At 54.1% G+C, this 20,873-nt stretch carries 19 protein-coding genes; 9 read left to right on the top strand and 10 right to left on the bottom strand.

Features of this window, described 5'->3' with window-relative positions; all coding sequences use genetic code 11:
* Positions 1–32 precede the first annotated feature (32 nt).
* The 5 genes from galE to cysS form a co-directional block, all read right to left on the bottom strand.
* Positions 33–1,004 (bottom strand): UDP-glucose 4-epimerase GalE, encoded by a 972-nt coding sequence (galE, locus tag HNEAP_RS05475; RefSeq protein WP_012823961.1) that lies wholly within the window; start codon positions 1,002–1,004, stop codon positions 33–35.
* On the bottom strand, positions 1,004–3,265 hold the full coding sequence (locus HNEAP_RS05470; RefSeq protein WP_012823960.1) for an arginine/lysine/ornithine decarboxylase: 2,262 nt from the start codon (positions 3,263–3,265) through the stop codon (positions 1,004–1,006). The genes galE and HNEAP_RS05470 overlap by 1 nt, the downstream gene beginning before the upstream one ends.
* Before the next feature lie 132 nt (positions 3,266–3,397).
* Positions 3,398–3,925, bottom strand: a complete 528-nt coding sequence (gene greB, locus HNEAP_RS05465; RefSeq protein WP_012823959.1) for a transcription elongation factor GreB — start codon at positions 3,923–3,925, stop codon at positions 3,398–3,400.
* A 28-nt stretch (positions 3,926–3,953) separates the two neighbouring features.
* Complete coding sequence (locus HNEAP_RS05460; protein WP_012823958.1) at positions 3,954–5,117, bottom strand: DHHA1 domain-containing protein; 1,164 nt, start codon at positions 5,115–5,117, stop codon at positions 3,954–3,956.
* Between the two features lie 348 nt (positions 5,118–5,465).
* Positions 5,466–6,830: a cysteine--tRNA ligase gene (gene cysS, locus HNEAP_RS05450; protein ID WP_012823956.1), complete on the bottom strand. Its 1,365-nt coding sequence runs from the start codon at positions 6,828–6,830 to the stop codon at positions 5,466–5,468.
* Positions 6,831–7,150: 320 nt separating this feature from the next.
* On the opposite strand from cysS, the gene HNEAP_RS05445 reads away from it, so the two are divergent.
* The 7 genes from HNEAP_RS05445 to HNEAP_RS05415 all read left to right on the top strand — a co-directional run bounded on the left by HNEAP_RS05445 (position 7,151) and on the right by HNEAP_RS05415 (position 14,020).
* Positions 7,151–7,666 carry a peptidylprolyl isomerase gene (locus HNEAP_RS05445; protein WP_012823955.1) on the top strand — a complete coding sequence of 172 codons (516 nt, stop codon included), beginning with the start codon at positions 7,151–7,153 and terminating at the stop codon, positions 7,664–7,666.
* A 43-nt stretch (positions 7,667–7,709) separates the two neighbouring features.
* Entirely contained in the window at positions 7,710–8,483 is a 774-nt protein-coding gene (locus tag HNEAP_RS05440; protein WP_012823954.1) for a UDP-2,3-diacylglucosamine diphosphatase, read from the top strand.
* Complete coding sequence (gene pgsA, locus HNEAP_RS05435) at positions 8,480–9,049, top strand: CDP-diacylglycerol--glycerol-3-phosphate 3-phosphatidyltransferase (protein ID WP_012823953.1); 570 nt, start codon at positions 8,480–8,482, stop codon at positions 9,047–9,049. Before HNEAP_RS05440 ends, pgsA begins: the two co-directional genes overlap by 4 nt.
* A 116-nt stretch (positions 9,050–9,165) precedes the next feature.
* Positions 9,166–9,798 (top strand): lysophospholipid acyltransferase family protein, encoded by a 633-nt coding sequence (locus HNEAP_RS05430; RefSeq protein ID WP_181442975.1) that lies wholly within the window; start codon positions 9,166–9,168, stop codon positions 9,796–9,798.
* 106 nt (positions 9,799–9,904) lie between these two features.
* Positions 9,905–10,654, top strand: coding sequence for a DUF481 domain-containing protein (locus tag HNEAP_RS05425; protein ID WP_012823951.1), 750 nt, complete (start codon positions 9,905–9,907; stop codon positions 10,652–10,654).
* A gap of 70 nt (positions 10,655–10,724) precedes the next feature.
* Positions 10,725–12,827, top strand: coding sequence for a 5-histidylcysteine sulfoxide synthase (gene ovoA / locus HNEAP_RS05420; protein ID WP_012823950.1), 2,103 nt, complete (start codon positions 10,725–10,727; stop codon positions 12,825–12,827).
* Complete coding sequence (locus HNEAP_RS05415; RefSeq protein WP_012823949.1) at positions 12,824–14,020, top strand: pyridoxal phosphate-dependent aminotransferase; 1,197 nt, start codon at positions 12,824–12,826, stop codon at positions 14,018–14,020. The genes ovoA and HNEAP_RS05415 overlap by 4 nt, the downstream gene beginning before the upstream one ends.
* Before the next feature lie 2 nt (positions 14,021–14,022).
* Here HNEAP_RS05415 and HNEAP_RS05410 read toward each other — a convergent pair whose 3' ends face one another.
* Both HNEAP_RS05410 and HNEAP_RS05405 read right to left on the bottom strand, forming a co-directional pair.
* Positions 14,023–14,598, bottom strand: a complete 576-nt coding sequence (locus tag HNEAP_RS05410; protein WP_012823948.1) for a cob(I)yrinic acid a,c-diamide adenosyltransferase — start codon at positions 14,596–14,598, stop codon at positions 14,023–14,025.
* A gap of 11 nt (positions 14,599–14,609) precedes the next feature.
* Complete coding sequence (locus HNEAP_RS05405; protein WP_012823947.1) at positions 14,610–15,155, bottom strand: hypothetical protein; 546 nt, start codon at positions 15,153–15,155, stop codon at positions 14,610–14,612.
* A gap of 186 nt (positions 15,156–15,341) precedes the next feature.
* On the opposite strand from HNEAP_RS05405, the gene nth reads away from it, so the two are divergent.
* The gene (gene nth, locus HNEAP_RS05400; protein ID WP_012823946.1) at positions 15,342–16,049 is read left to right on the top strand and encodes an endonuclease III; all 708 of its coding nucleotides are present in this window, start codon (positions 15,342–15,344) and stop codon (positions 16,047–16,049) included.
* Positions 16,036–16,464 (top strand): DUF1841 family protein, encoded by a 429-nt coding sequence (locus HNEAP_RS05395; RefSeq protein WP_012823945.1) that lies wholly within the window; start codon positions 16,036–16,038, stop codon positions 16,462–16,464. Before nth ends, HNEAP_RS05395 begins: the two co-directional genes overlap by 14 nt.
* A 12-nt stretch (positions 16,465–16,476) precedes the next feature.
* Here HNEAP_RS05395 and HNEAP_RS12235 read toward each other — a convergent pair whose 3' ends face one another.
* Genes HNEAP_RS12235 through HNEAP_RS05380 form a run of 3 tightly spaced genes read right to left on the bottom strand, consistent with a single transcriptional unit; the run spans position 16,477 to position 20,828 of the window.
* Positions 16,477–17,142 (bottom strand): CBS domain-containing protein, encoded by a 666-nt coding sequence (locus HNEAP_RS12235; RefSeq protein WP_012823944.1) that lies wholly within the window; start codon positions 17,140–17,142, stop codon positions 16,477–16,479.
* 54 nt (positions 17,143–17,196) lie between these two features.
* Positions 17,197–18,684 (bottom strand): exodeoxyribonuclease I, encoded by a 1,488-nt coding sequence (sbcB, locus tag HNEAP_RS05385; protein WP_012823943.1) that lies wholly within the window; start codon positions 18,682–18,684, stop codon positions 17,197–17,199.
* Entirely contained in the window at positions 18,684–20,828 is a 2,145-nt protein-coding gene (locus HNEAP_RS05380) for a lytic transglycosylase domain-containing protein (protein ID WP_041600379.1), read from the bottom strand. Before HNEAP_RS05380 ends, sbcB begins: the two co-directional genes overlap by 1 nt.
* Positions 20,829–20,873 lie beyond the last annotated feature (45 nt).

The following is a 20,873-nucleotide window of genomic DNA, read 5'->3' as shown; positions in this document are numbered from 1 at the left end:
GGCAGCGGACTATGAGCAGAGATAACCGGTAATCAGATTGACTGTTCCCAGTGCCAAGCATGGGCAATCATGTCTTCCAAGGCGGGATATTCGGGTTTCCACCCAAGATGTTGGTGCGCGAATGTTGCGTCGGCAATCAAACGCGCAGGATCGCCTGCCCGGCGATCCTCGATGAGAACAGGAATTTGCTGACCGGTCACTGTACGCGCCGTTTCAATGACATCAAGCACGGAATAACCGTCCCCATTGCCGAGGTTGAATTGCTGACTTTGCTGACGCGCTTGCAGCCATTGCAAAGCCAGTTGATGCGCAGAGCAGAGATCCTGCACATGAATATAGTCGCGCAGACAACTGCCATCGGGTGTGTCGTAATCCGTTCCGAATACGTGAATATGCGACCGGCGGCCGGAAGCAGCCTGTAACACCAGAGGGATCAGATGCGTTTCGGGATTGTGGCGTTCGCCCAACTCACCTTCCGGGTCGGCTCCGGCCGCGTTGAAGTAGCGCAGACACACTGATTTGAGGCCATAAGCGGCATCATAATCGGCCAGCAGATGCTCGACCATTAACTTACTGCGGCCGTAGGGATTGATTGGTTTTTGCGGATGAGATTCATCGATCCGATCTGACTGGGGTTCACCAAAAGTTGCTGCCGTAGACGAAAAGACAAAATGCCTTACCTGATGGCGCACCATCGCATCCAGAAGATTGAGCGTATTGGCGACATTGTTGCGGTAATACTTTCCGGGGTTACCAACCGATTCGCCAACGAGGCTAAAAGCGGCAAAGTGCATGACGGCATCGAATCGATGGGAACGAAACAACCGATCAAGTAGCTCGCTATCGGCCATATCGCCAACAATCAGTTCGCCGTAGCGGACGGCATCGGCATGACCGGTAGAAAGATTATCGAGCACCACGACACGGTAGCCCGCACGATCGAGGTACTTGACCATGTGCGAGCCGATATAGCCCGCGCCACCGACTACGAGTATCGACTGCATCAATCGTCCCTGACGCAATCCACAAAATAGGATTTGACGTGATCGGTTTCTTCTGCGACCAGGCCGTGAACGTCGGTCTCGAACCCAGGCAACTGCTTGTTGAACTCACGCGCGAATTTCAGGTAATCAACGATGGTTTTGTTGAAACGCTCACCCGGAATCAACAATGGAATACCCGGCGGGTACGGCGTTACGAGCGAGGCAGTAATGCGGCCTTCTAGTTCGTCGATCGGTACGCGATCGATCTGCTTGCGCGCCATTTTTGCCCAGGCATCCGCAGGCCGCATGGCCGGTTCCATATTCGATAGATACATCTCGGTCGTCAGGCGTGCGACATCGTTCTTCTTGTACAGATTGTGCAATTGCTGGCACAGATCACGCAGGCCAATACGCTCATAACGCGGATATTTTGCGACGAAATCCGGCAGAATCCGCCACAGCGGTTGGTTCTTGGTGTATTCGTCCTTGAACTGTTGCAGCGCCGTCAGCAGGGTGTTCCAGCGCCCTTTTGTAATGCCGATCGTGAACATGATGAAGAAGCTGTACAAGCCCGTTTTTTCAACGACAACACCATGCTCGGCAAGATATTTTGTGACCACCGAAGCCGGAATGCCCGTTTCATCGAAATCACCATTCAAATTCAAGCCGGGGGTGATCAGCGTCGCCTTGATCGGATCGAGCATGTTGAAACGATCGGTCATCCGCTCGAAACCGTGCCACTCGTCTTCAGCACAAATCATCCAATCGTCCTGCGAACCGACGCCCTCTTCCGCAAGAACGTCCGGCCCCCAGACCTTGAACCACCAATCGTCGCCGTATTCGGCATCCACCTTGCGCATGGCACGGCGGAAATCGAGCGCTTCGAGAATCGATTCCTCGACCAACGCCGTACCACCCGGCGGCTCCATCATGGCCGCGGCCACATCGCAGGAGGCAATGATCGCGTACTGCGGCGATGTGGACGAATGCATCAAGTACGCCTCGTTGAACACATCACGGTCGAACAAATGTTGTTTGCTGTCCTGAACCAGAATCTGTGACGCCTGCGACAACCCCGCCAACATTTTGTGCGTGGACTGAGTCGAGAAAATAACCGACTTCTTGCAACGAGGACGCTCAGCGCCAATCGCGTGGTAGTCACCATAAAAATCGTGGAAGGCGGCATGGGGCAACCAAGCTTCGTCGAAATGCAGGTTTTCGACATAGCCATCCAGCTCGTTCTTGATTTCTTCGACGTTGTAGATAATGCCGTCGTAGGTTGATTGCGTGATGGTGAGAATTTTAGGTGTCTTGTCTTCAGCCTTCGATGCAAAAGGATGCGCCTCGATCTTCGCCTTGATGTTCTCGACCGAAAATTCCCTCTGCGGAATCGGGCCGATGATGCCGTAATGATTTCGCGTAGGCATCATGAATACCGGAATGGCGCCGGTCAGGATGATCGAATGCAGAATCGATTTGTGGCAGTTTCGATCAACCACCACGATATCGCCCGGCGCCACATTGGAATTCCAGACCATCCGGTTGCTGGTCGATGTGCCGTTGGTGACAAAGAACAGGTGATCGGCATTGAAAATACGTGCGGCATTGCGTTCGGATGCGGCCACCGGCCCCGTGTGATCAAGCAGTTGCCCGAGTTCATCGACTGCGTTGCATACATCGGCGCGCAGCAGATTTTCACCGAAGAACTGGTGGAACATCTGACCCACCGGGCTTTTCAGGAACGCGACGCCGCCTGAATGCCCAGGGCAATGCCATGAATAGGAGCCATCGGCCGCATAACCGGTCAATGCACGGAAGAACGGAGGCGACAGCGAATTCAGATAAGACCGGGCTTCACGAATCACATGACGCGCCACAAACTCGGGCGTGTCCTCGAACATGTGAATAAAGCCATGCAGTTCCTTAAGCACCTCGTTGGGCAAATGGCGACTGGTCCGGGTTTCGCCATAGAGGAAAATAGGAATGTCTGAATTACGGAAGCGAATCTCATGGATGAACTTGCGCAACTGCGCGATGACAGGCAGTTCCTGATCCGGTTCATGATTCAGCGTGCTGAATTCCTCATCATCGATGGAAACGATGAAGGCGGAAACCCGACTCTGCTGTTGTGCAAACGAGGCCAGATCAATGTAACTCGTCACGCCGAGTACTTCTTCCCCTTCCGCACGGATGGCGTCGGCCAACGCACGCACTCCAAGACCGGAGGCGTTTTCAGAACGAAAATCTTCATCAATGATGACGATGGGGAAACGAAATAACATGGCATGATTCCTGTGGCGGACGGATCAGTGAGACAGTGCATGGCACGAGAAAACTAAAGGCTCGCATTCTAACGCAGCAATGCATCAATTTTGGGCTTTTTGCATGACGCTTTCTTGAATACGCGAACGAAATTAGCTTTGCGAAGTAATGTGGATTTCTGCATGGTGCAGTTCTGAGGGATATTCGATGGCAATGATCTCAGCATGAACACGGCGCGGCGTGGAAGTTTCACTTGGCAAGAAGAGCACAACTTCTGCATCCAACGCCTTGCCAAGCACTGCTTTGGCAAGCGGGGAATCGATGCTGATCAGTTGGTTTGCCGGATCGATCTCGTCAGGCCCGACGAGGCAAACCGTTTGCTCCCGATCATCAGCGTAAAGCAAAGTGATTCGAGCACCAAAATAGACCTTGTTCATGTCGGTAGGCGGCTGGCGCACCACCTTGATGTCACCCAACCGCTTTTGCAGATAACGAATGCGACGATCGATTTCGCGCAAACGCCGCTTGCCATAAATGTACTCGGCATTTTCCGAGCGGTCGCCCAAAGCAGCGGCTTCGGAAACAGCCTGAACGACAAGACGTCGCTCCACGCGCCACAGTTGATCGAGCTCCGCCAGCAAACGTGCATGTCCACGCGCGGAAATGACCGCCGTACTCATCGGCTTTTGAAGCTAAGGTTAAAGCCCATTATTTCTTCTGTGCGCCTTTTCTTGGCGGCTGAATGGTGATCATGCTGCCCAACTTGGCCGTAGCGACAGGTGGTGCGGGGTTGATCGTCTGCTTGATTGATGACACGGCATGATCCAGATCGCGCAAGCGGTTATCCCGCAGCTCACCGCCCGCCGCGCCCGGATGGCCGCCGCCCCGGAAGTATTTTGCCGAAATTGCGCCAGCGTCCACACCGGGATTTGCACGCAGCGAGAGCTTGCCATTGCCCCGAACGCCGATTGCCATATCCATTTTGTGGCGGGTTTCCATCATGTCCATGATCACACCGCGCCACACGTCATGCGGCCAGTTGAAGAATACGCCGGTGCGCACGCCGTCGATATCAAGCATGGGCACTGTGGTCTCATCGAGCACGGATGCGGAAAGAATGTGGAATTTATCGTTGAGCGGCAGTTCGGGATTATTCAGATCCTGTTCGTCGATGCGACCGACGAGGAAGTTTTTGCGCACGTCATACAGACCGCGCTCGATCGGCTCCAGATTTTCGCCGCGCTCATGCGCCTGAAAAAAATGCTCGATCAGATGAAAACGGTAACTGCGCTTGAGATCCGCCAACGGCGGAGCCAGATGATCATCCTGCATCACCAATCCGAGCAGATATAAAGACTTGCGGAACAACGGCTCATCTTTCAGCCAACGGTCGCCCATATCAACGAAATCGGCCCGCAATGCATACTGTGCCCGCTGCTCTTCGGACATCAAATCGGCAACCGCCTCAAACGCCAGTTTGGTTGCACAGCGTTCCGTATCGAGGTAGTACCAATCGTATTTGGCGGCGCAATCCGCGCCAGTCGCATGATGGTCGAGCAATTGCAGTGTCGTCGGGACTTTCAGCTTCTTGATGCGCTTGTCGATCTGCTCGGCCTGATCAAGCGTGAGATTGAGGTCGGTCAGCAGCAAAGAGGCCGGTTCGCCTTCTTCGATGATTTGCTCGACGACTTTATCGACCGCCAGCGGAATATCGCGGTAATCGGCATTGAAGCAGCGCGTATTGATACCAGCGGCCTTGAGCATGAATTGGGCGCCATAACCGTCGAGGTCGGTGTGCGACAAATGGTAGACCCAGCCCTTGTCGGCGTTGTCTGGAGAAAGTTGGGGGCGGATCAGTTTAGGCGTGCTCATAAATGCTCGTTCAGGTATCTGGAATTATTTTGGGGTGGCAGTGTAACAGCCTGCCTCGGTAGTGTACTGTTTCGCTCTTGGAGGTACTTTCAGAGTCCTCCGAATGCGTCAGGACAAGGCGCCGTGCGCAGGCAATGGCCAAACCCTTGTCAAGCACGGCAACGCCGTCATGGCGCATTCGGAGCACTCCCATCGGGCGAGCCGCTGGCCGATCATCTGCGGCGTTGCGCTCGCTTGCAAGGGGGCGGCCATTGCGGCGCGAGCGCGCCTTGCATCTAATCGGCCAGCGACTCGCTGAATGTGCCTCCAAGAGCGAAACAGTACACTAGTGTTCGAATCAGCCCCTACTCAGCCGCGCCGCCAAGTGGTTTGCCCGGCCTTGTCTTCGAGCACGATGCCTGCGGCCTGAAGCTCATCGCGAATCCGGTCCGATGCCGCAAAATCCTTGTTGGCGCGCGCGCTAGCACGTTCGGCGATTTTCTGTTCAATCGCCTCGTCGCTCAATTGATCCGAAGAGGATGGTGCCCAACGCAGAAAACTTTCCGGATCGTGCTGTCCGAGATTCAGGATTTCACCGATGGCCTTTATCGTCGCGGCGCAATTGGCATCCTTGCTGCGGTTCAATTCGCTGATCTGCTCGAACACGATCGCCAATGCTTCCGGTGTATTGAAATCGTCGTCCATCACCCCACGAAAACGCGCCATAACCTCCGGGTTAGGTGTTCCATTTTGGGGTGCGTCCTTTATAGCCGTGTACCAGCGTGTCAGACTGGCGCGCGCCGCATCCAGATTCTGGTCCGAATAATTCAATGGGCTGCGGTAATGGCTGGACAACACGAACAACCGAATCACTTCCGGGTGATATTGCCGCATCACCTCCGCCACAGTGAAAAAATTGCCCAGGGATTTGGACATCTTCTCTTCGTTGATCCGCACAAAGCCGTTGTGCATCCAGTAGTTGACGTAATGATGACCCGTCGCACACTCGCTTTGGGCGATTTCGTTTTCATGGTGCGGGAACTGCAGATCCTGCCCTCCCCCGTGAATATCGAAGGTCGCCCCCAGCGCGCGGGTCGACATGGCCGAGCATTCGATATGCCAGCCCGGACGACCGGGGCCAAAAGGCGCATCCCAACTCGGATCTCCGGGTTTTTCGGCCTTCCAGAGCACAAAATCGAGCGGATCGGTTTTCGCCTCGTCGATCTCAACGCGCGCGCCCGCACGTAAGTCATCAGGATTACGGTTGGAAAGTTCGCCATATCGATCAAACGTGGAGACATCAAAGTACACATCGCCATTGGCTGCACGGTAGGCGTGGCCGCGCTCGATCAGGCTTTCGATCATCGCCACCATATCGCCTACCGATTCGGTAGCGCGTGGTTCAGCTGTGGGTAACAGGCAGCCCAAGGCGGCCGCGTCATCATGCATAGCTTCGATATAACGCTCGGTCAGGCTGCGAATACTTTCCTTGTTCTCGGCGGCACGGGCAATGATCTTGTCGTCGATATCCGTGATGTTGCGCACGTAATGCACCTCATAGCCACTTGCCCTGAAGTAACGGACAACCATATCGAACACGACCATTACCCGCGCATGGCCGATGTGGCAGCGGTCATAAACCGTCATGCCGCAAACATACATCCCCACTGTTTTCGGTTTAATCGGCACAAATTCACGCTTGGCGCGTGCGTGGGAGTCATAAATAACCAGCATAATGTGTCTTTTCTCGTTAATAGGGCCAAATGTTGCGTGTATGATTGCGACTTTATCGTGCAATCTCAACCCAAAAATAGGAAAGCAATTGCGCAGTATGCGAGTTCTGTCCTTGCCAGGAGCCTGCCGGACTTTAGGGAAATCGGCTGCAAATCCATCTGAACGGTGCATATTTCACCGCTTTCTTGGGCAATAGAACCCGCTATTACCCTGCAAAAGCGGCAAAATCTGCCCTCGCCCAGCTTGATTTTCGCTACGATTCCTAAAGTCCGACAGGCTCCTTGCCAAACATCCCTTTTGCTATCTGGAGTATTAAGTAAATGAGCAATCCACAACCACGCGTCGCCCTCACCACCCGTCTTGGCACCATCACTCTGGAATTGAATGCAGAGAAAGCGCCCGCCACCGTCGCCAACTTCCTGGCGTACGTGGATAGCGGCCATTTCGTTGGCACCACGTTCCACCGTGTCATTCCGGGCTTTATGGCGCAAGGTGGCGGCATGACTGCCGATATGGAACAAAAGAAAACCATGCCGCCGATTGCCAACGAAGCGGACAACGGCTTGAAGAATGTGCGCGGTAGCATCGCCATGGCGCGTACCGGCGACCCGCATTCTGCCACCAGCCAGTTTTTCATCAACCTCAAGGACAACGGTTTTCTTGATTTCACGGCACCGAACCCGCAAGGTTATGGCTACGCCGTATTCGGTCAGGTTGTCGATGGGATGGCTGTTGTCGATGCCATGGCGACCCTGCCTACTGGCCGGCGCAATGGCCATAGCGATGTGCCAGCCGAGGATGTGATCATCACTGCGGCAGAACGTGTTACTGCCTGATTGTTTTCAGGTTCAGATCAAGCATAGTGTAGGAAGGATCCCAGTGGCCGAAATTCTGGTAATAGCCGACATTCATCTCTCGCCGGCTAATCCGCAGACCGATACATTCGCAGCGCTCATTGCCCGTGCGGCAAAGGCGGATGCGCTTTATATTCTCGGTGATCTGTTCGATTACTGGGTGGGCGATGATCAGCCCTTGCCCGATGCCATCGGCCATACGCTTGATCAACTATCCGCCCTGCCCTGCAAAAAGTATTTTCAGGCGGGCAATCGAGATTTCTTGGTCGGGCAGAATCTGCTAGACCGAATCGGCGCTGAATATCTGCCCGATGTATTTCCACTGGCCCATCAGGGCGAAACCATCCTGCTTTGCCATGGCGATACGCTCTGCACGGATGATCACGCCTATCAGGCCATGCGTCAGCAGTTGCGCTCTGCGGCTTTCAGGTGTGATTTTCTTGGCAAGCCACTGGCAGAACGCATCGCGATCGCCGAAGGTTTGCGCGCCCGGAGCAAAACCGAATCGAGCAGCAAGCCGGAAGATATTATGGATGTGAATCCTGTAGCCGTTTCTGCCCTGATGCAGTCAGAAGAATCTAAGTTGCTGATTCATGGACACACCCACCGCCCAGCCATCCATCGGCTGGCCGATGGGCGCGTGCGGGTGGTCACGGGAGACTGGTCTACCCGCGGCTGGCTGGTTGCACTCAATGCAGATGGGATCACGCTGGAACGTTTCGACTCGAGTAGCACCGAAATCGTTGATCGCGTCAATTTGTCAGAATCAAGCAAAACAGCAAGGGAAACGCCCCGATGACGCTACCGCTCTTTCTTACCTGGCTACGCATCGCGGCGATACCGTTACTGGTGTTCGTCTATTTATTTGCGCCGTTTGATGCGGCACGCCCCCTGTCGGCCTGGATATTTGGCCTTGCCGCTGCAACCGATTTTCTGGATGGCTATCTGGCGCGGCGCTGGAACCAGCAGTCTTCATTCGGCGCCTTTCTCGACCCGGTAGCGGACAAACTCATTGTCGCTGCTGCCTTATTGTTGCTGGTCTACTCAAACGGCGATATTTTGATTGTGCTGGCCGCCATTGTCATCATCGGGCGCGAGATATTCATTTCGGCCTTACGTGAATGGATGGCGGAAACTGGGAATCGAGCAGCCGTCGCGGTATCTCAAATCGGCAAACTGAAAACCGTGGCACAGATGTTCGCCATCATGTTCATGTTGAATTGGTTCCCGCTCTGGGATGTGGTGCCCGTCTATCAGATCGGCTACTGGCTGCTCGTAGTCGCTGCTATCCTGACGCTACTTTCAGGCGCTTTGTACGCAATGGCCGCGTGGCGTGCAGTTCGAGCACGCAAAAAAAGCGCCTGAGTCCCTTTATGTGGTGGATTCCCTTTCGGGCGGCACGCCTCACGGCACATGTCATCAAAGGTATTGTTCTCACCAAAAGCAGGGGCAGACGCAGTGATGAATCACAGGCGAAATTAGTGCGCGAATGGCACGAACGCCTCATTCAAATCTTACGGATTAAAGTCGTTATCCGCGGATGCTTGCCCGCAAGCACGGCGCATTTTTGGGTTGCAAACCACATCAGCTGGCTGGATATCCCGTTGCTCGGCAGCTTGGCGCCCCGCGCTGTTTTTGTATCCAAACAAGAAGTGCGATCATGGCCGGTCATCGGCGGTCTTGCCGCCGCTGCAGGCACCTTGTTTATGCAGCGCGGCTCGGGTAGCAACGGTGCACGCAATGCAATTAGCGATGGCTTGGCTGCTGGTCGGCATGTTGTTGTTTTCCCCGAAGGCACGACCACGGAAGGTAGCGTAGTCAAACGTTTTCATGCCCGCCTCTTTCAATCGGCCATCGATGCGAAGGCCCCCATTCTCCCCATAGCCATTCGCTACCTTGCAGCAAATGGCAAGCTCGCCCGCGCTGCTGCCTATATCGACGATGATCACATCTTGGGTTCATTCCTCCGCATCCTCGCCAGCCGCCAGCTCGTTGCGATCGTGCATGTGTTAGAGCCCATTGTTATAGATGCGCCTATTGCTCGGGATCGTTTGGCAGCCGAAGCGAGGGTACGAGTCCTACACGCTGTACAGCACAGCAATGACCACTATTAGATGGGCTTGTTTGGGTTAATTCTTCAAAAAAATACTACTAATCGATTGGACCTTCTCCGACTAAGCATCTAACATTAATTTTTTTATCAAAATCAAGGTATTTCTTATGCAACGAAACTCAGCGACTATCTTCCCCTTGATTGCTGCCTGCTTGAGCGCGCCGCTTTTCCTGTGTTCAAACGCCCAGGCAGCTCAGACGAGTGCCGTCGAAAGCCCGTGGTCCGGTGCGGCCGAATTGGGTGCGTCGATTAGTACCGGCAATAGCCAAACAAGCAGTGTCAACGGCAAATTCTCGCTCAAATACGAGCAAGGCCCTTGGTCTCATCGATTTAAGGTATCCACATTGCAAAGCAGCGAGGACGGGGCCTCTACCGCGAACCGCACCGTGGCCGATTTCTCCAGCCGCTTTGCATTTGACCTGCGCAATTACGCTTTTGATTCATTGCGATACAGTCATGATGCCTTTTCGGGTTATACCTATCAGGCATCCGTTGCCGCCGGTTTAGGGCGCAAATTTTGGGTAAGCGACCTGGGTGAACTCAGTGCTGAAGCCGGGCCTGGTTATCGCAAGTCTAAAACGCAAGATGGCACGAGCGAGAACAACCTGATTGGTCTGGCAAGAGCAAACTTTAGGTACAACATTTCAGACACTGCCAAGTTTGAACAATCGCTGACTGTTTTAGGTGGTGCGGCGAACACCGAACTGGAATCCGAAACTGCGTTGAGCGTGAACATGACGAAAACGCTGGCACTTAAGGTGGCCTATACCGTGCAGCACAACACCAAGGTGCCGGTCGACACCAAAAAAACCGATACCTTCACATCAATCAATCTTGTTTACGCGTTTGGAAAGTAATAAATCACCAGCATATTTGTTTCACTCGTCTAAACTAATGGGCACTTTAATCCACTGATGGAGCCATTCGATGCCCTTTGTTTGCCCGCCCCAACTGGATGGAACGGATGTAGAAGCCAAACGTGAAGAAATTCGTGCCTACCTGCATGCGACCATGGACACCTTCGAAAGGCTGTTCTCTTTATTCGTCGACGACTCTGTGTTCTTTCAGCGACCGGAACGTCTGCGTCACCCGCATATTTTCTATTTCGGTCATACGGCGGTCTTCTTCGTCAATAAGCTGATACTCGCCAAATTGCTTCCTGAACGGATCAATCCCCGACTGGAATCGGTGTTCGCTGTTGGTGTGGACGAGATGAGTTGGGATGACCTGAACGACGCGCATTACGACTGGCCGACCGTCGAGGAGACCAGAGCCTACCGCCAGCAAGTCCGAGCAACGGTTGATCGGCTCATTCGGACGCTGCCGCTCAGCCTGCCTATCGACTGGAATTCACCTTTCTGGCCGATCTTGATGGGGATTGAGCATGAGCGCATTCATCTGGAAACATCCTCTGTCCTGATTCGACAAACACCCATTGAATCCGTAAAACCTCAACCGTATCTCTGGCCGGTTTGCGAAGACGTGGGGCCGAACCATTCAAACGAGCTGATTCCCGTTCCGGCCGGAAAGGTCGTCCTAGGGAAACACGATCAGTTCTACGGATGGGATAATGAATATGGTCGCCACGAAGCGCAAATTCCCGCTTTTTCTGCCAGTCGCTTTTTGGTCAGCAATGGAGAGTTTCTTGAGTTTGTTCGGGATGGGGGTTATCACCACGATTCTTATTGGGGTGAAGAAGGCTTGGCATGGCGGCAATTTCGGCAACCGGAACATCCCGTATTCTGGATTGCAGATTCTGCTCAGCCAGATGGATTTCGCTACCGGACACTCGCAACAGAAATCCCACTGCCCCTGAATTGGCCGGTCGATGTCAATCAACTGGAAGCGGAAGCGTTCTGTAACTGGTTGTCGGCTAAAAGCGGTAAAACAATTCGTCTTCCGTTTGAGGACGAATGGTATCGCCTTGTGGATGAAGCCGATCTCCTCGACCAGAGTGACTGGGGCGGCATTCCGCCCGGCAACCTCGGGTTGGGTTATGAGGCCAGCGCTTGCCCCGTGAATCGATTCAGACAAGGGGACTTTTACGATATCGTTGGCAACGTCTGGCAGTGGACAAACACACCGATTTATCCCTTCGAAGGTTTCGAAGTTCATCCGCTTTATGACGATTTCACCACGCCCACATTCGACGGCAAGCACAATCTGATCAAAGGCGGTTCGTTCATCAGCACAGGCAACGAGGCACTCCAATCGGCTCGGTACGCCTTTAGACGGCACTTCTTCCAGCATGCTGGCTTCCGTTATGTGCACAGCGATTATGTCGAGCGCATCAACGCCAGTGTGTACGAAACCGATTCACTGGTAAGTCAATACGCCGAATTCGGCTGGGGCCAGCGTTATTTTGATGTTAATAACTTCCCTGCCGAATGCGCTCAGCTTTGTCTTGAAGCGATGGTGGATATGCCCACACGCCGTGCGCTGGATATTGGTTGCGCGACTGGTCGCAGCAGCTTTGAACTGGCACGTGTCTTTGATGAGGTCACGGGTCTCGATTTCTCCGCCCGCTTCGTGCGCGTTGCCGAGCAGATGAAAACCGAAGGTCGAATTCGTTACACATTACCCACCGAAGGCGAACTGGTCGATTTTCGCGAAGCAGCCCTGCCCGACCACTTGTCGTCCACGCCCGGAAAAGTCAGCTTCTGGCAAGCCGATGCTTGCAACCTCAAACCTCAATTCACGGGTTATGATCTGATATTTGCCGGTAATTTGATTGATCGGTTGTACGATCCGGCCAAATTCCTGCGTGATGCAGCGGAACGATTGAATCCGGGTGGCTTGCTCATCCTGACCTCACCTTACACATGGCTGGAAGAACACACGCCCAAGATGCAGTGGCTGGGTGGTATTCGCCAAGACGGCGAATCGATCACCAGTTTCGAGGGGCTGACGCAGCGACTGCACACGCAGTTCAAGTTCATTGCCCGGCACGACGTTCCGTTCGTCATCCGAGAAACGGCACGCAAATTCCAGCACACCATTGCGGAGATGACGATCTGGAAAAAAGAATGACCGAAGCGCCCGAATCTGATTTTTCGCATGGTGTAGACCGAGCCAATAGTGATTGCGTCAAATACGACGCACGCGCGGATCGGTTTGGTCGGGAAGATGTCATTCCGCTGTGGGTTGCGGATATGGATTTCGCGGCACCCGCAGCCATTCTGAACGCGCTTAAAGCCCGTGCCGAGCATCCTGTCTACGGGTATACAATTTACCCGCCAGATTTTTATTCGGCCATTCAGGGCTGGTTAGCCACTCGTCATGGATGGAATATCGATACCAAATCCATCCTGCCTTTGCCGGGTGTTGTACCTACTTTGAGTTTGCTGGTGCATTTGTTCAGCCAACCTGGCGATGGCGTACTCGTGCAAACACCGGTGTATCCCCCCATTCACCAAATGCCCGTCAGCCATCATCGGCGCCTGCTGGAAAACACCCTACGTTGGACACCCGAAGGGTACGAAATCGACTGGGATGATTTCACGACGAAAGCACAACAGGCACGGCTATTCATTCTCTGCTCGCCACATAACCCGGTTGGGCGGGTTTGGCGACGCGACGAGTTGGCACGAATGGCCGAAATTTGTATCGACGCCGGTGTGCTGATTCTGGTGGATGAAATCCACGCCGATCTCGTTTACGAACCCAATCGGCATATCCCCATTGCTTCGCTCTCGCCCGAAATAGCCGCCAACTGCATCACACTGAATGCGCCATCCAAAACCTTCAATATCGCCGGGCTGAACACGGCTTTTGCCGTGATTGAAAACCATGAGCTTCGCTGGCAGGTACAAGAAAGCGTCATCAATGCGGGTTTGGGTTCCGGCAATGTTTTTGGCATTACCGCTTTGATTGCGGCCTACCAATTCGGCTCGGACTGGTTGACCGGATTAATGCGTCAACTCAAAGAGAATCGTGATCGGGTATGCCGTTTTTTTGCAGCGGAAGATCTGGGCATTGACGTAACATCGCCCGAAGCGACGTTTCTGCTCTGGCTGGACTGCCGCAAACTGATGCAAGAACTCAAGCTAAACGATGACGCTGCACTTTCAACTTTTTTTGTCGAACAGGCCGGGTTGGGGCTCAATCCAGGCATCAGTTTTGGTCAAGCCGGCAGTGGATTCATGCGATTGAATATCGGTTGCCCAGCAAACACTCTGACGCGTTCGCTCCACCAATTAAGAACGGCGATTTTGTCTGCCTGAATTTAACGTGATGGTTTACGCCAATAGACCAAACTGCCGTCGGCATCGCCCAGCACCCTAGCCAAAACAAACAGCGCATCAGACAGGCGATTGAGATAGACCGCAACGGGTTCGGTCGAAGCATCTTCCGCCACCAGCGCCCAGAGATTCCGCTCGGCACGCCGGGCCGTTACACGGGCAATGTGCGATTGGGCAAGCATCACAGACCCGCCCGGCAGGATGAACTCCTTGAGCGGCGGCAAACCCGCATTGCTTTGCTCCACCCATTGTTCGAGTGCATCCAAATCCGGCAGCATGGAACCATCGGCCAGACTCGCCATCGCGATAAAACCGCCCAAGTTGAACAGCGCATGTTGCTGCACCTCCAGAAACGCATCGAGGTGGGCGTAATTCACGGGCTTTAAATAACTGCGCAACAATCCGATGTGCGCATTGAGTTCATCGAGCTCGCCCAGAGCCACCACACGCGGATGTGTTTTCGAAAGGCGCGCCCCATCCGCCATACCGGTCATGCCGCCGTCTCCGGTTCGCGTCACGATACGGGAAAGGCGGTTTTTGGACTCGGCTGAATCGCTCATCGGGGAATCGCTCATGCTGATGGAGGCGATAAGGGCATGGAACCACCCGTTGGCACATCCGTCGGGTGATTGATTTCATGACCAATCAGCGCATGAATGGCATAAACCCACATTGCCCCGATTCCGTAAATCAAACCTGAAACCACGCCCATATCTACAATTCCTCGCCAAGGCTGGGGTAACCAATGGACAGCGACAATCAGCACGATAATGCCCGTCGTAACCGATAGCGCGACAATGCGACGCTTGCGGGTGGCGTGGATGTATCCCATGCAATACAACGGTGCCAGCAGGATGTGCCACCAGACCGGGTTTTGAGAAAGGTGCGCCGCACGGGCAACAACCCGGGGCGAAAACCCTTTTTGGAAACCCTTGTAACCTTCTCCGTACAGCATAAACACCATCCAGAAGACGAAGAAAGCCATTTCATACCAACGCCAAGGTTCGTGTGTGGCCTCAAGTGCGAAGGGATACACTCGGTAGACCGCCCAACCAAGCAGTGCAGTCAGCCCCAACACGCCCCACAACGCACCGACGCGTCCCCAAAACTTATTCATAATGATCGCCTCTCAATCACCATCCGCGGCTCGGTGCCACGAATCGAACATTAACCGGTAAGATGATTCCCGGACTTCTACAATCAAACGGAAAAACAAGCAGCAAGGCTGAACAGAAAAATCCATCGTGAATATATTCAATGCCAGCCATAAAAGAAGATAGCTCGAGAAACCATTAGTTCCACAATGAATAAAAATACCCGCCGTCTGTTATTCGAGCGACTTTCCGCACAACGCCCAAACCCGACGACTGAACTGTTATTCGACAACGGGTTCGAGCTACTGATCGCCGTTATGCTCTCCGCGCAATCGACCGATGTAGCGGTGAACAAAGTCACTCGCCGATTATATCCGGTTGCCAACACCCCAGAAGCCCTATTGACGCTGGGTGAGGAGCGGCTTGAATCTTACCTGAAAACATTGGGGTTATATCGTGCCAAAACCCGCAATGTTCTGGCCACCTGCCAAATCCTGCTTGAGAAATATGCCAGTGCGGTGCCGCGAGATCGCGCAGCGCTGGAGTCACTCCCCGGCGTCGGTCGCAAGACGGCAAATGTCGTGCTCAATACCCTGTTTCGTGAGCCGGTCATGGCGGTGGACACGCATATCTTCCGTGTGGCCAATCGCACCGGGCTTGCGCCGGGAAAAACCGTGCTCGCGGTAGAAAAGGCCTTAATGAAACATGTGCCGAAAGAATACCTGATCGACGCCCATCACTGGCTGATTCTGCATGGTCGCTATACCTGCAAGGCACGCAAGCCCGATTGCGGCGCCTGCGTTGTCTGTGATCTGTGCGATTACCGCCAGAAAACGGAAGGCTGCAACCCGGAGTTCACCGGCAAATACAACCCATCCGATTCACTTTCCACGGAAACGGCCCATGTACAGCAATGACCGCCGCCAGATGCGCCAACCCTTTCTGGATGCCTGGAAAAAGCAGCGCGAAGGCCTGCCGATGACGGGACTTGAACTCAAGATCAGTGAAGTGATTGGCCAACATCCCGAATACCATGAACTGATGAGCGACCCGGAGCGCGCGCTGGAAAAAGACTGGTTACCCGAGAATGGAGAAACCAACCCCTTCCTTCATCTCGGATTTCATCTGTCGATACGGGAGATGGTTGAAATAGACCAACCGCCCGGTTTCCGGCAAAAGTACCAAGATCTATGCCGCAAAACTGGCGACCTGCTGAGGGCTGAGCATCAGATTATGGAATGCTTGAGTGAAGCGCTCTGGCGTGCCCAACGCGATGGCACCGAACCCGATGGAACGGCGTTGTTGCGCTGCATGGCAGATATCGTGGGCTGATTGAGCCACTGGCTACAGCCACAGTTCCAATGGCGCGTAATTGACGAGGGCGCGGAGAATATCGCCTCGCGTCACCACACCGACAACATCACCTATATCATTGACAATCGGCAGGCCACGAATATCCCGCGCGAGCAGCACACGGGCCAGTTCGCGGATATTGGTGTTTGTCGTTGCTGTTAATACATTCGGTGTCCCGATGGTGGATACAGGTCTTGGTGCAAGATCCGTGAATCGCACGCGTTGTCGGGTCAAATCGCCTTTGGTCACAATGCCGACGAGCTTTTTTTGTGCATCGATCAGCGGCACCAAACCAATTTTTCGTCGGGTAATTAGCGCACGAAATTCAGAGATGGGTGCATCAGGCATCAGGCTCAATACGGGCGATGTCATGATCTGCTCTGCAAACTGTACGGGGCCCAATTCCTTCTGGGCGTGCCGCACCGACTCGTAGGCACCGATGGCCGACGTTCGAGGCGCAGCGCCATCTGCCAACTCACCCTGCAATTCTTCTCGCCGGGGATCATGACCTGAATGATCTTCGTCTGTATCCTGAACTCGCCGCGTACTGTTCGTTGGAACAACGGCCTGAGGCTGGCTAGGCATGGCAGAAGGCGACAATGCCTGATTCAGCGTCAGGTGGTCACTTATACCCGGTCCAAAAACGATGAAACTCATATCCAGCCCACTCTTTCCAAAATATGAATATGCCCCTTTCAGACCGGCGTGAAACTATGTTCGAATTCGCGTTTCTCCCCAGGCTTTGAGTTGAGTCAGTAGCGCAAGAGTCGCTTCATCTCGATAGGCCGCATCAGCCATCAAGGCATCTATTGCCGCGAAAAATCCCGCAAAACCCATATAACGCTGGTCAGGTGCGGCATTCAAACGTGAATCCACCCAACTTTGCCATTGAGTCCGTTCGTCCTCATTCAATAAATCGGGCCGCAAGCGGGCGACAAACCTGAATACCAATTCCGGCAAGCGCGCATCCTGCCACGACTGCGCCATAAGCTTGCGCAGGGCCTCGGTCACCGGCTCATCCTGTGCACTGCCGCCCGCTGCCATTGCCTGATCAAACACCCGGTTGAAATCATCCAGCGCATATCGATCCACATTCGGCATGAATCCTTCATACAGGGCACATTCCGCATCCTGTGAAGCAAATGCCATCTGCTCAGCCAATACCGCATGTAATTTATCGGCAACTTCACGCTTGAATTGAGCCATGGTGCGAGTATTTTTTTGTACCGCGTCTAAATCGAGTTGCATCCGCTCGACGATATCCCCTTCTTTGAGGATGGCGTTGGGGACCACCACCGGGGCACGATTGAGATGCAACAGCTTGATGGGCAGCCGATGCTGGTTATCTTGTGCATCTGCATCTCGAAGAAAACGCCGCGCCGCGAGTGTTTCCATATCGTCATCAAGCACCTCGGTAGGGTCGAATCTCAAATCCCAAAGCAGACGCTGCGTATTGATGCCCTGCACTTGTCCAAGGTTGGCGAATACGGACGCACTGCCAAGCGTGGAGGAGATGCGTCCGGAGACATGCACGAAAGATGCACGCTCCGGGTTATCCACGAAATCGGCCACAACGGCTTTCTTGCGCAGGCTCAAAAGGTACTCGAACAGTTTTGGCGACTGGGCGCGCATCAGTCGCGCGAAGGCAAGTGTGGCTTCAACATCACCCAAGGCATCGTGCGCGTTGGCGTGGGCAATGACATTGACTTTGGTCAATGCCTCGAGCCGCAAGGTAGGCGCGCCCTGCTCGTCTGTGGGCCAGTGAATGCCTTCGGGTCGCAACAGGCGAAACGCCCGGGCCGCATCCAGCACATCCCAGCGACTATTGCCTGATTTCCATTCATGGGCATAGGGATCGCGCAAGTTACGCCAGAACATGAAGCGCAAAAGTTCGGCATCGAAACGCAGGCTGTTGAAGCCCACGGCGCAGGTGCCTGGTTGCATCATTTCGGCATGGATGAGTGCGGCGAATTCCGCTTCGGGCCGACCGCCGGATGAGGCGAGCGTTTGAGGCAAAATACCTGTGACCAACACGGCCTGGGGATGCGGCAATACTTCGGGCGAAAGCGTGGCATACAGCGTCAAGGGTGAATCGATAGGCTCAAGCTCGTCATTGGTTCGCAAGGCTGCGAACTGTATTGGACGATCGCAACGCGGATCGGAACCGGTGGTCTCAAAATCGTAGAACAGAAAACTCATCAGTTACCCGCAACTCGCTCGGCGACGACAGTGGCCGCGGGTTTAACTGATGACAGAGTCGTCGGATTACTTGCCTGAACGGGTGTGAGCAGTGAAAGCAGATTATCCGTATTCTGCGATGATTTATTCGACTCACGCTCGCTCGATTCTCTCCACGCGTAAATCATGGTCGAAGACAGCACGGCCCGCACATAATTACGGGTTTCATCGAACAAAATCGTATCCACCCAGACATCACCGGGCAGATTCCGATCCTCCGGTAGCCACTGGCGCACCCTGCCGGGACCTGCGTTATAGGCAGCAATCGCCAAGGGCAGTTGACCGTTGAACTTATCTTTAAGATAGGAGAGATAGGCGGCACCCAGAGTGATACTGGTCGTGGGATCATGCAGGTTCATCGTCGTCAAACCCAGGTCGGCCTTGTGATTAATCCAGCGTGCGGTATTCGGCATGAGCTGCATCAATCCTTGCGCACCCGCACCGGAGCCGACATCGCTCATGAACAGGCTTTCGCGCCGAATCACTCCATACAGCCAATTTGAAGCGATGCCTTGCGCCTTGGCTTGCGCGTCGACAGTCGATTCCCAAGGAGTCGGAAATCGTGCCGCAAACCAGTGCGGATCGTTCTGTTTTTTCATCCGGGCAATGGCAATCGATACTCGATCATGCCATTTTGATTGCTCGGCAAGCAGGGTCAACGCCGGAATCTGTTCTGGCGGTATTTCCTTGAGTGCTGACAGAAATGCCCGCCGGGCATCATCCGTCAACCCCGCTGCATGCAGGTAAAAGGCAAGTTGTACGATCGGGTTCTTTTCCACAGCACGGGTATCCATCGTTGGCAGCGGAGGGATTTTCGGCCACGGATAGGCAATTCCCAAACGATCGGCAGCGAGCAGTCCGTAGTAATCAGGGGTATGCACCAATGCCTGCCAACGCGCCTTGGCTTCCTGATTCTTGCCAAGTTCGTCATCTGCGCGCGCCAGCCAATACTGCCACTGTGGCGTTTGAGAAAGATCAACAGGCATGGCTTTAATAGCGACTTTCAGCCGCGCCCAATCCTGCACACGCAATGCAACCCGTGCCGTCCATGTGCGGGTTTCTTTGTCCTGAACCGATGCGGGTAGAGCCATCAGCCAGTCATACGCTTGCGGCATACGGGTATAGGCCGCTTTCAGCGCGAAAACGCGCGCTATTTCGGCCTGTTCATCCGGATTGATTCGCCAAGAGTTAGGCAACTGCGCAAGCAAATCATGCGCGGCTTGAGGATCACTCCGCCCCAGCCACTTGAACGCCTGAATGAGCAACGCCTGTTCGTCGTGACCGGGATATGAAGGATATCGTTGCAGCGCCTGTTGCAAGGTGCTTTGAGGGCTTTTATAAGCCTCATCCCAACGCTTGAAATAGGCATCCAATCCGCCGATTTTTCGCGATGTACCAGCCCGAACCAAATACGAGGCAAAGCTTGGGTTGCCCGCAATCATCGACGCCTTAATCCGCTGCCGATAAAGATTTGGCGTCAGTTTGTCGTGGGCCTGCAACCACTTGAAGATCGGGTCGCAATAAGATGGCTGGTTGCGGCCTTGCGCCCAGAATTGTTCAGCATCCTTGACCTGCTGAGCCGTCAACGTACCAAGCTCAAGTGCCGCTTGCCAACCCTGACAACTAAGCCGTCGATTGGATTTCAGCTCAGGAGCAACTGATAACAGTCGTTGATAGTCCGCAAACTGTTGTTGTCTGATCAGGCTATTCAACGTATGACTTTTCAATTGCGCACTAAATACGTAATCCGGGTGCGTCTGCAGAAAGGCAATGACAGGCGCTGGGTCAGAGGTAGGCGGATCGAGCAGGAATCGAAAGCGAAGGTAGGTCGCCAACGGATTATCCTTCAGAGCTGCGATCGCCGCATTCACGGCGGCAGAATCACCTTGCGCGATGGCCGCCATCCCGGCCAGAAAAGCAGGCTGCGGCGTCCAATCGGTAATGACATTAGGGGTGGCATGGTTGGTGGCTGGGCTTATAGTCGACACAGGCGCTTTGGCATCTGCATGAGCAGGTGCGAACACCATCGTCGTGAGCACCATGATCTGTAACAACAACCTTTTCCATCGAACGGAAAAGTTGCGTAATGATCGATCCAAATTCATCTTCATATCCACCTGCTGCTGAGCCGCCTAAATCATGGCCAAGGT

Origin of the sequence: Halothiobacillus neapolitanus c2 (assembly GCF_000024765.1) — a bacterium.
GTDB lineage: Bacteria > Pseudomonadota > Gammaproteobacteria > Halothiobacillales > Halothiobacillaceae > Halothiobacillus > Halothiobacillus neapolitanus.
This window is presented reverse-complemented; position numbering and strand designations above follow the sequence as displayed.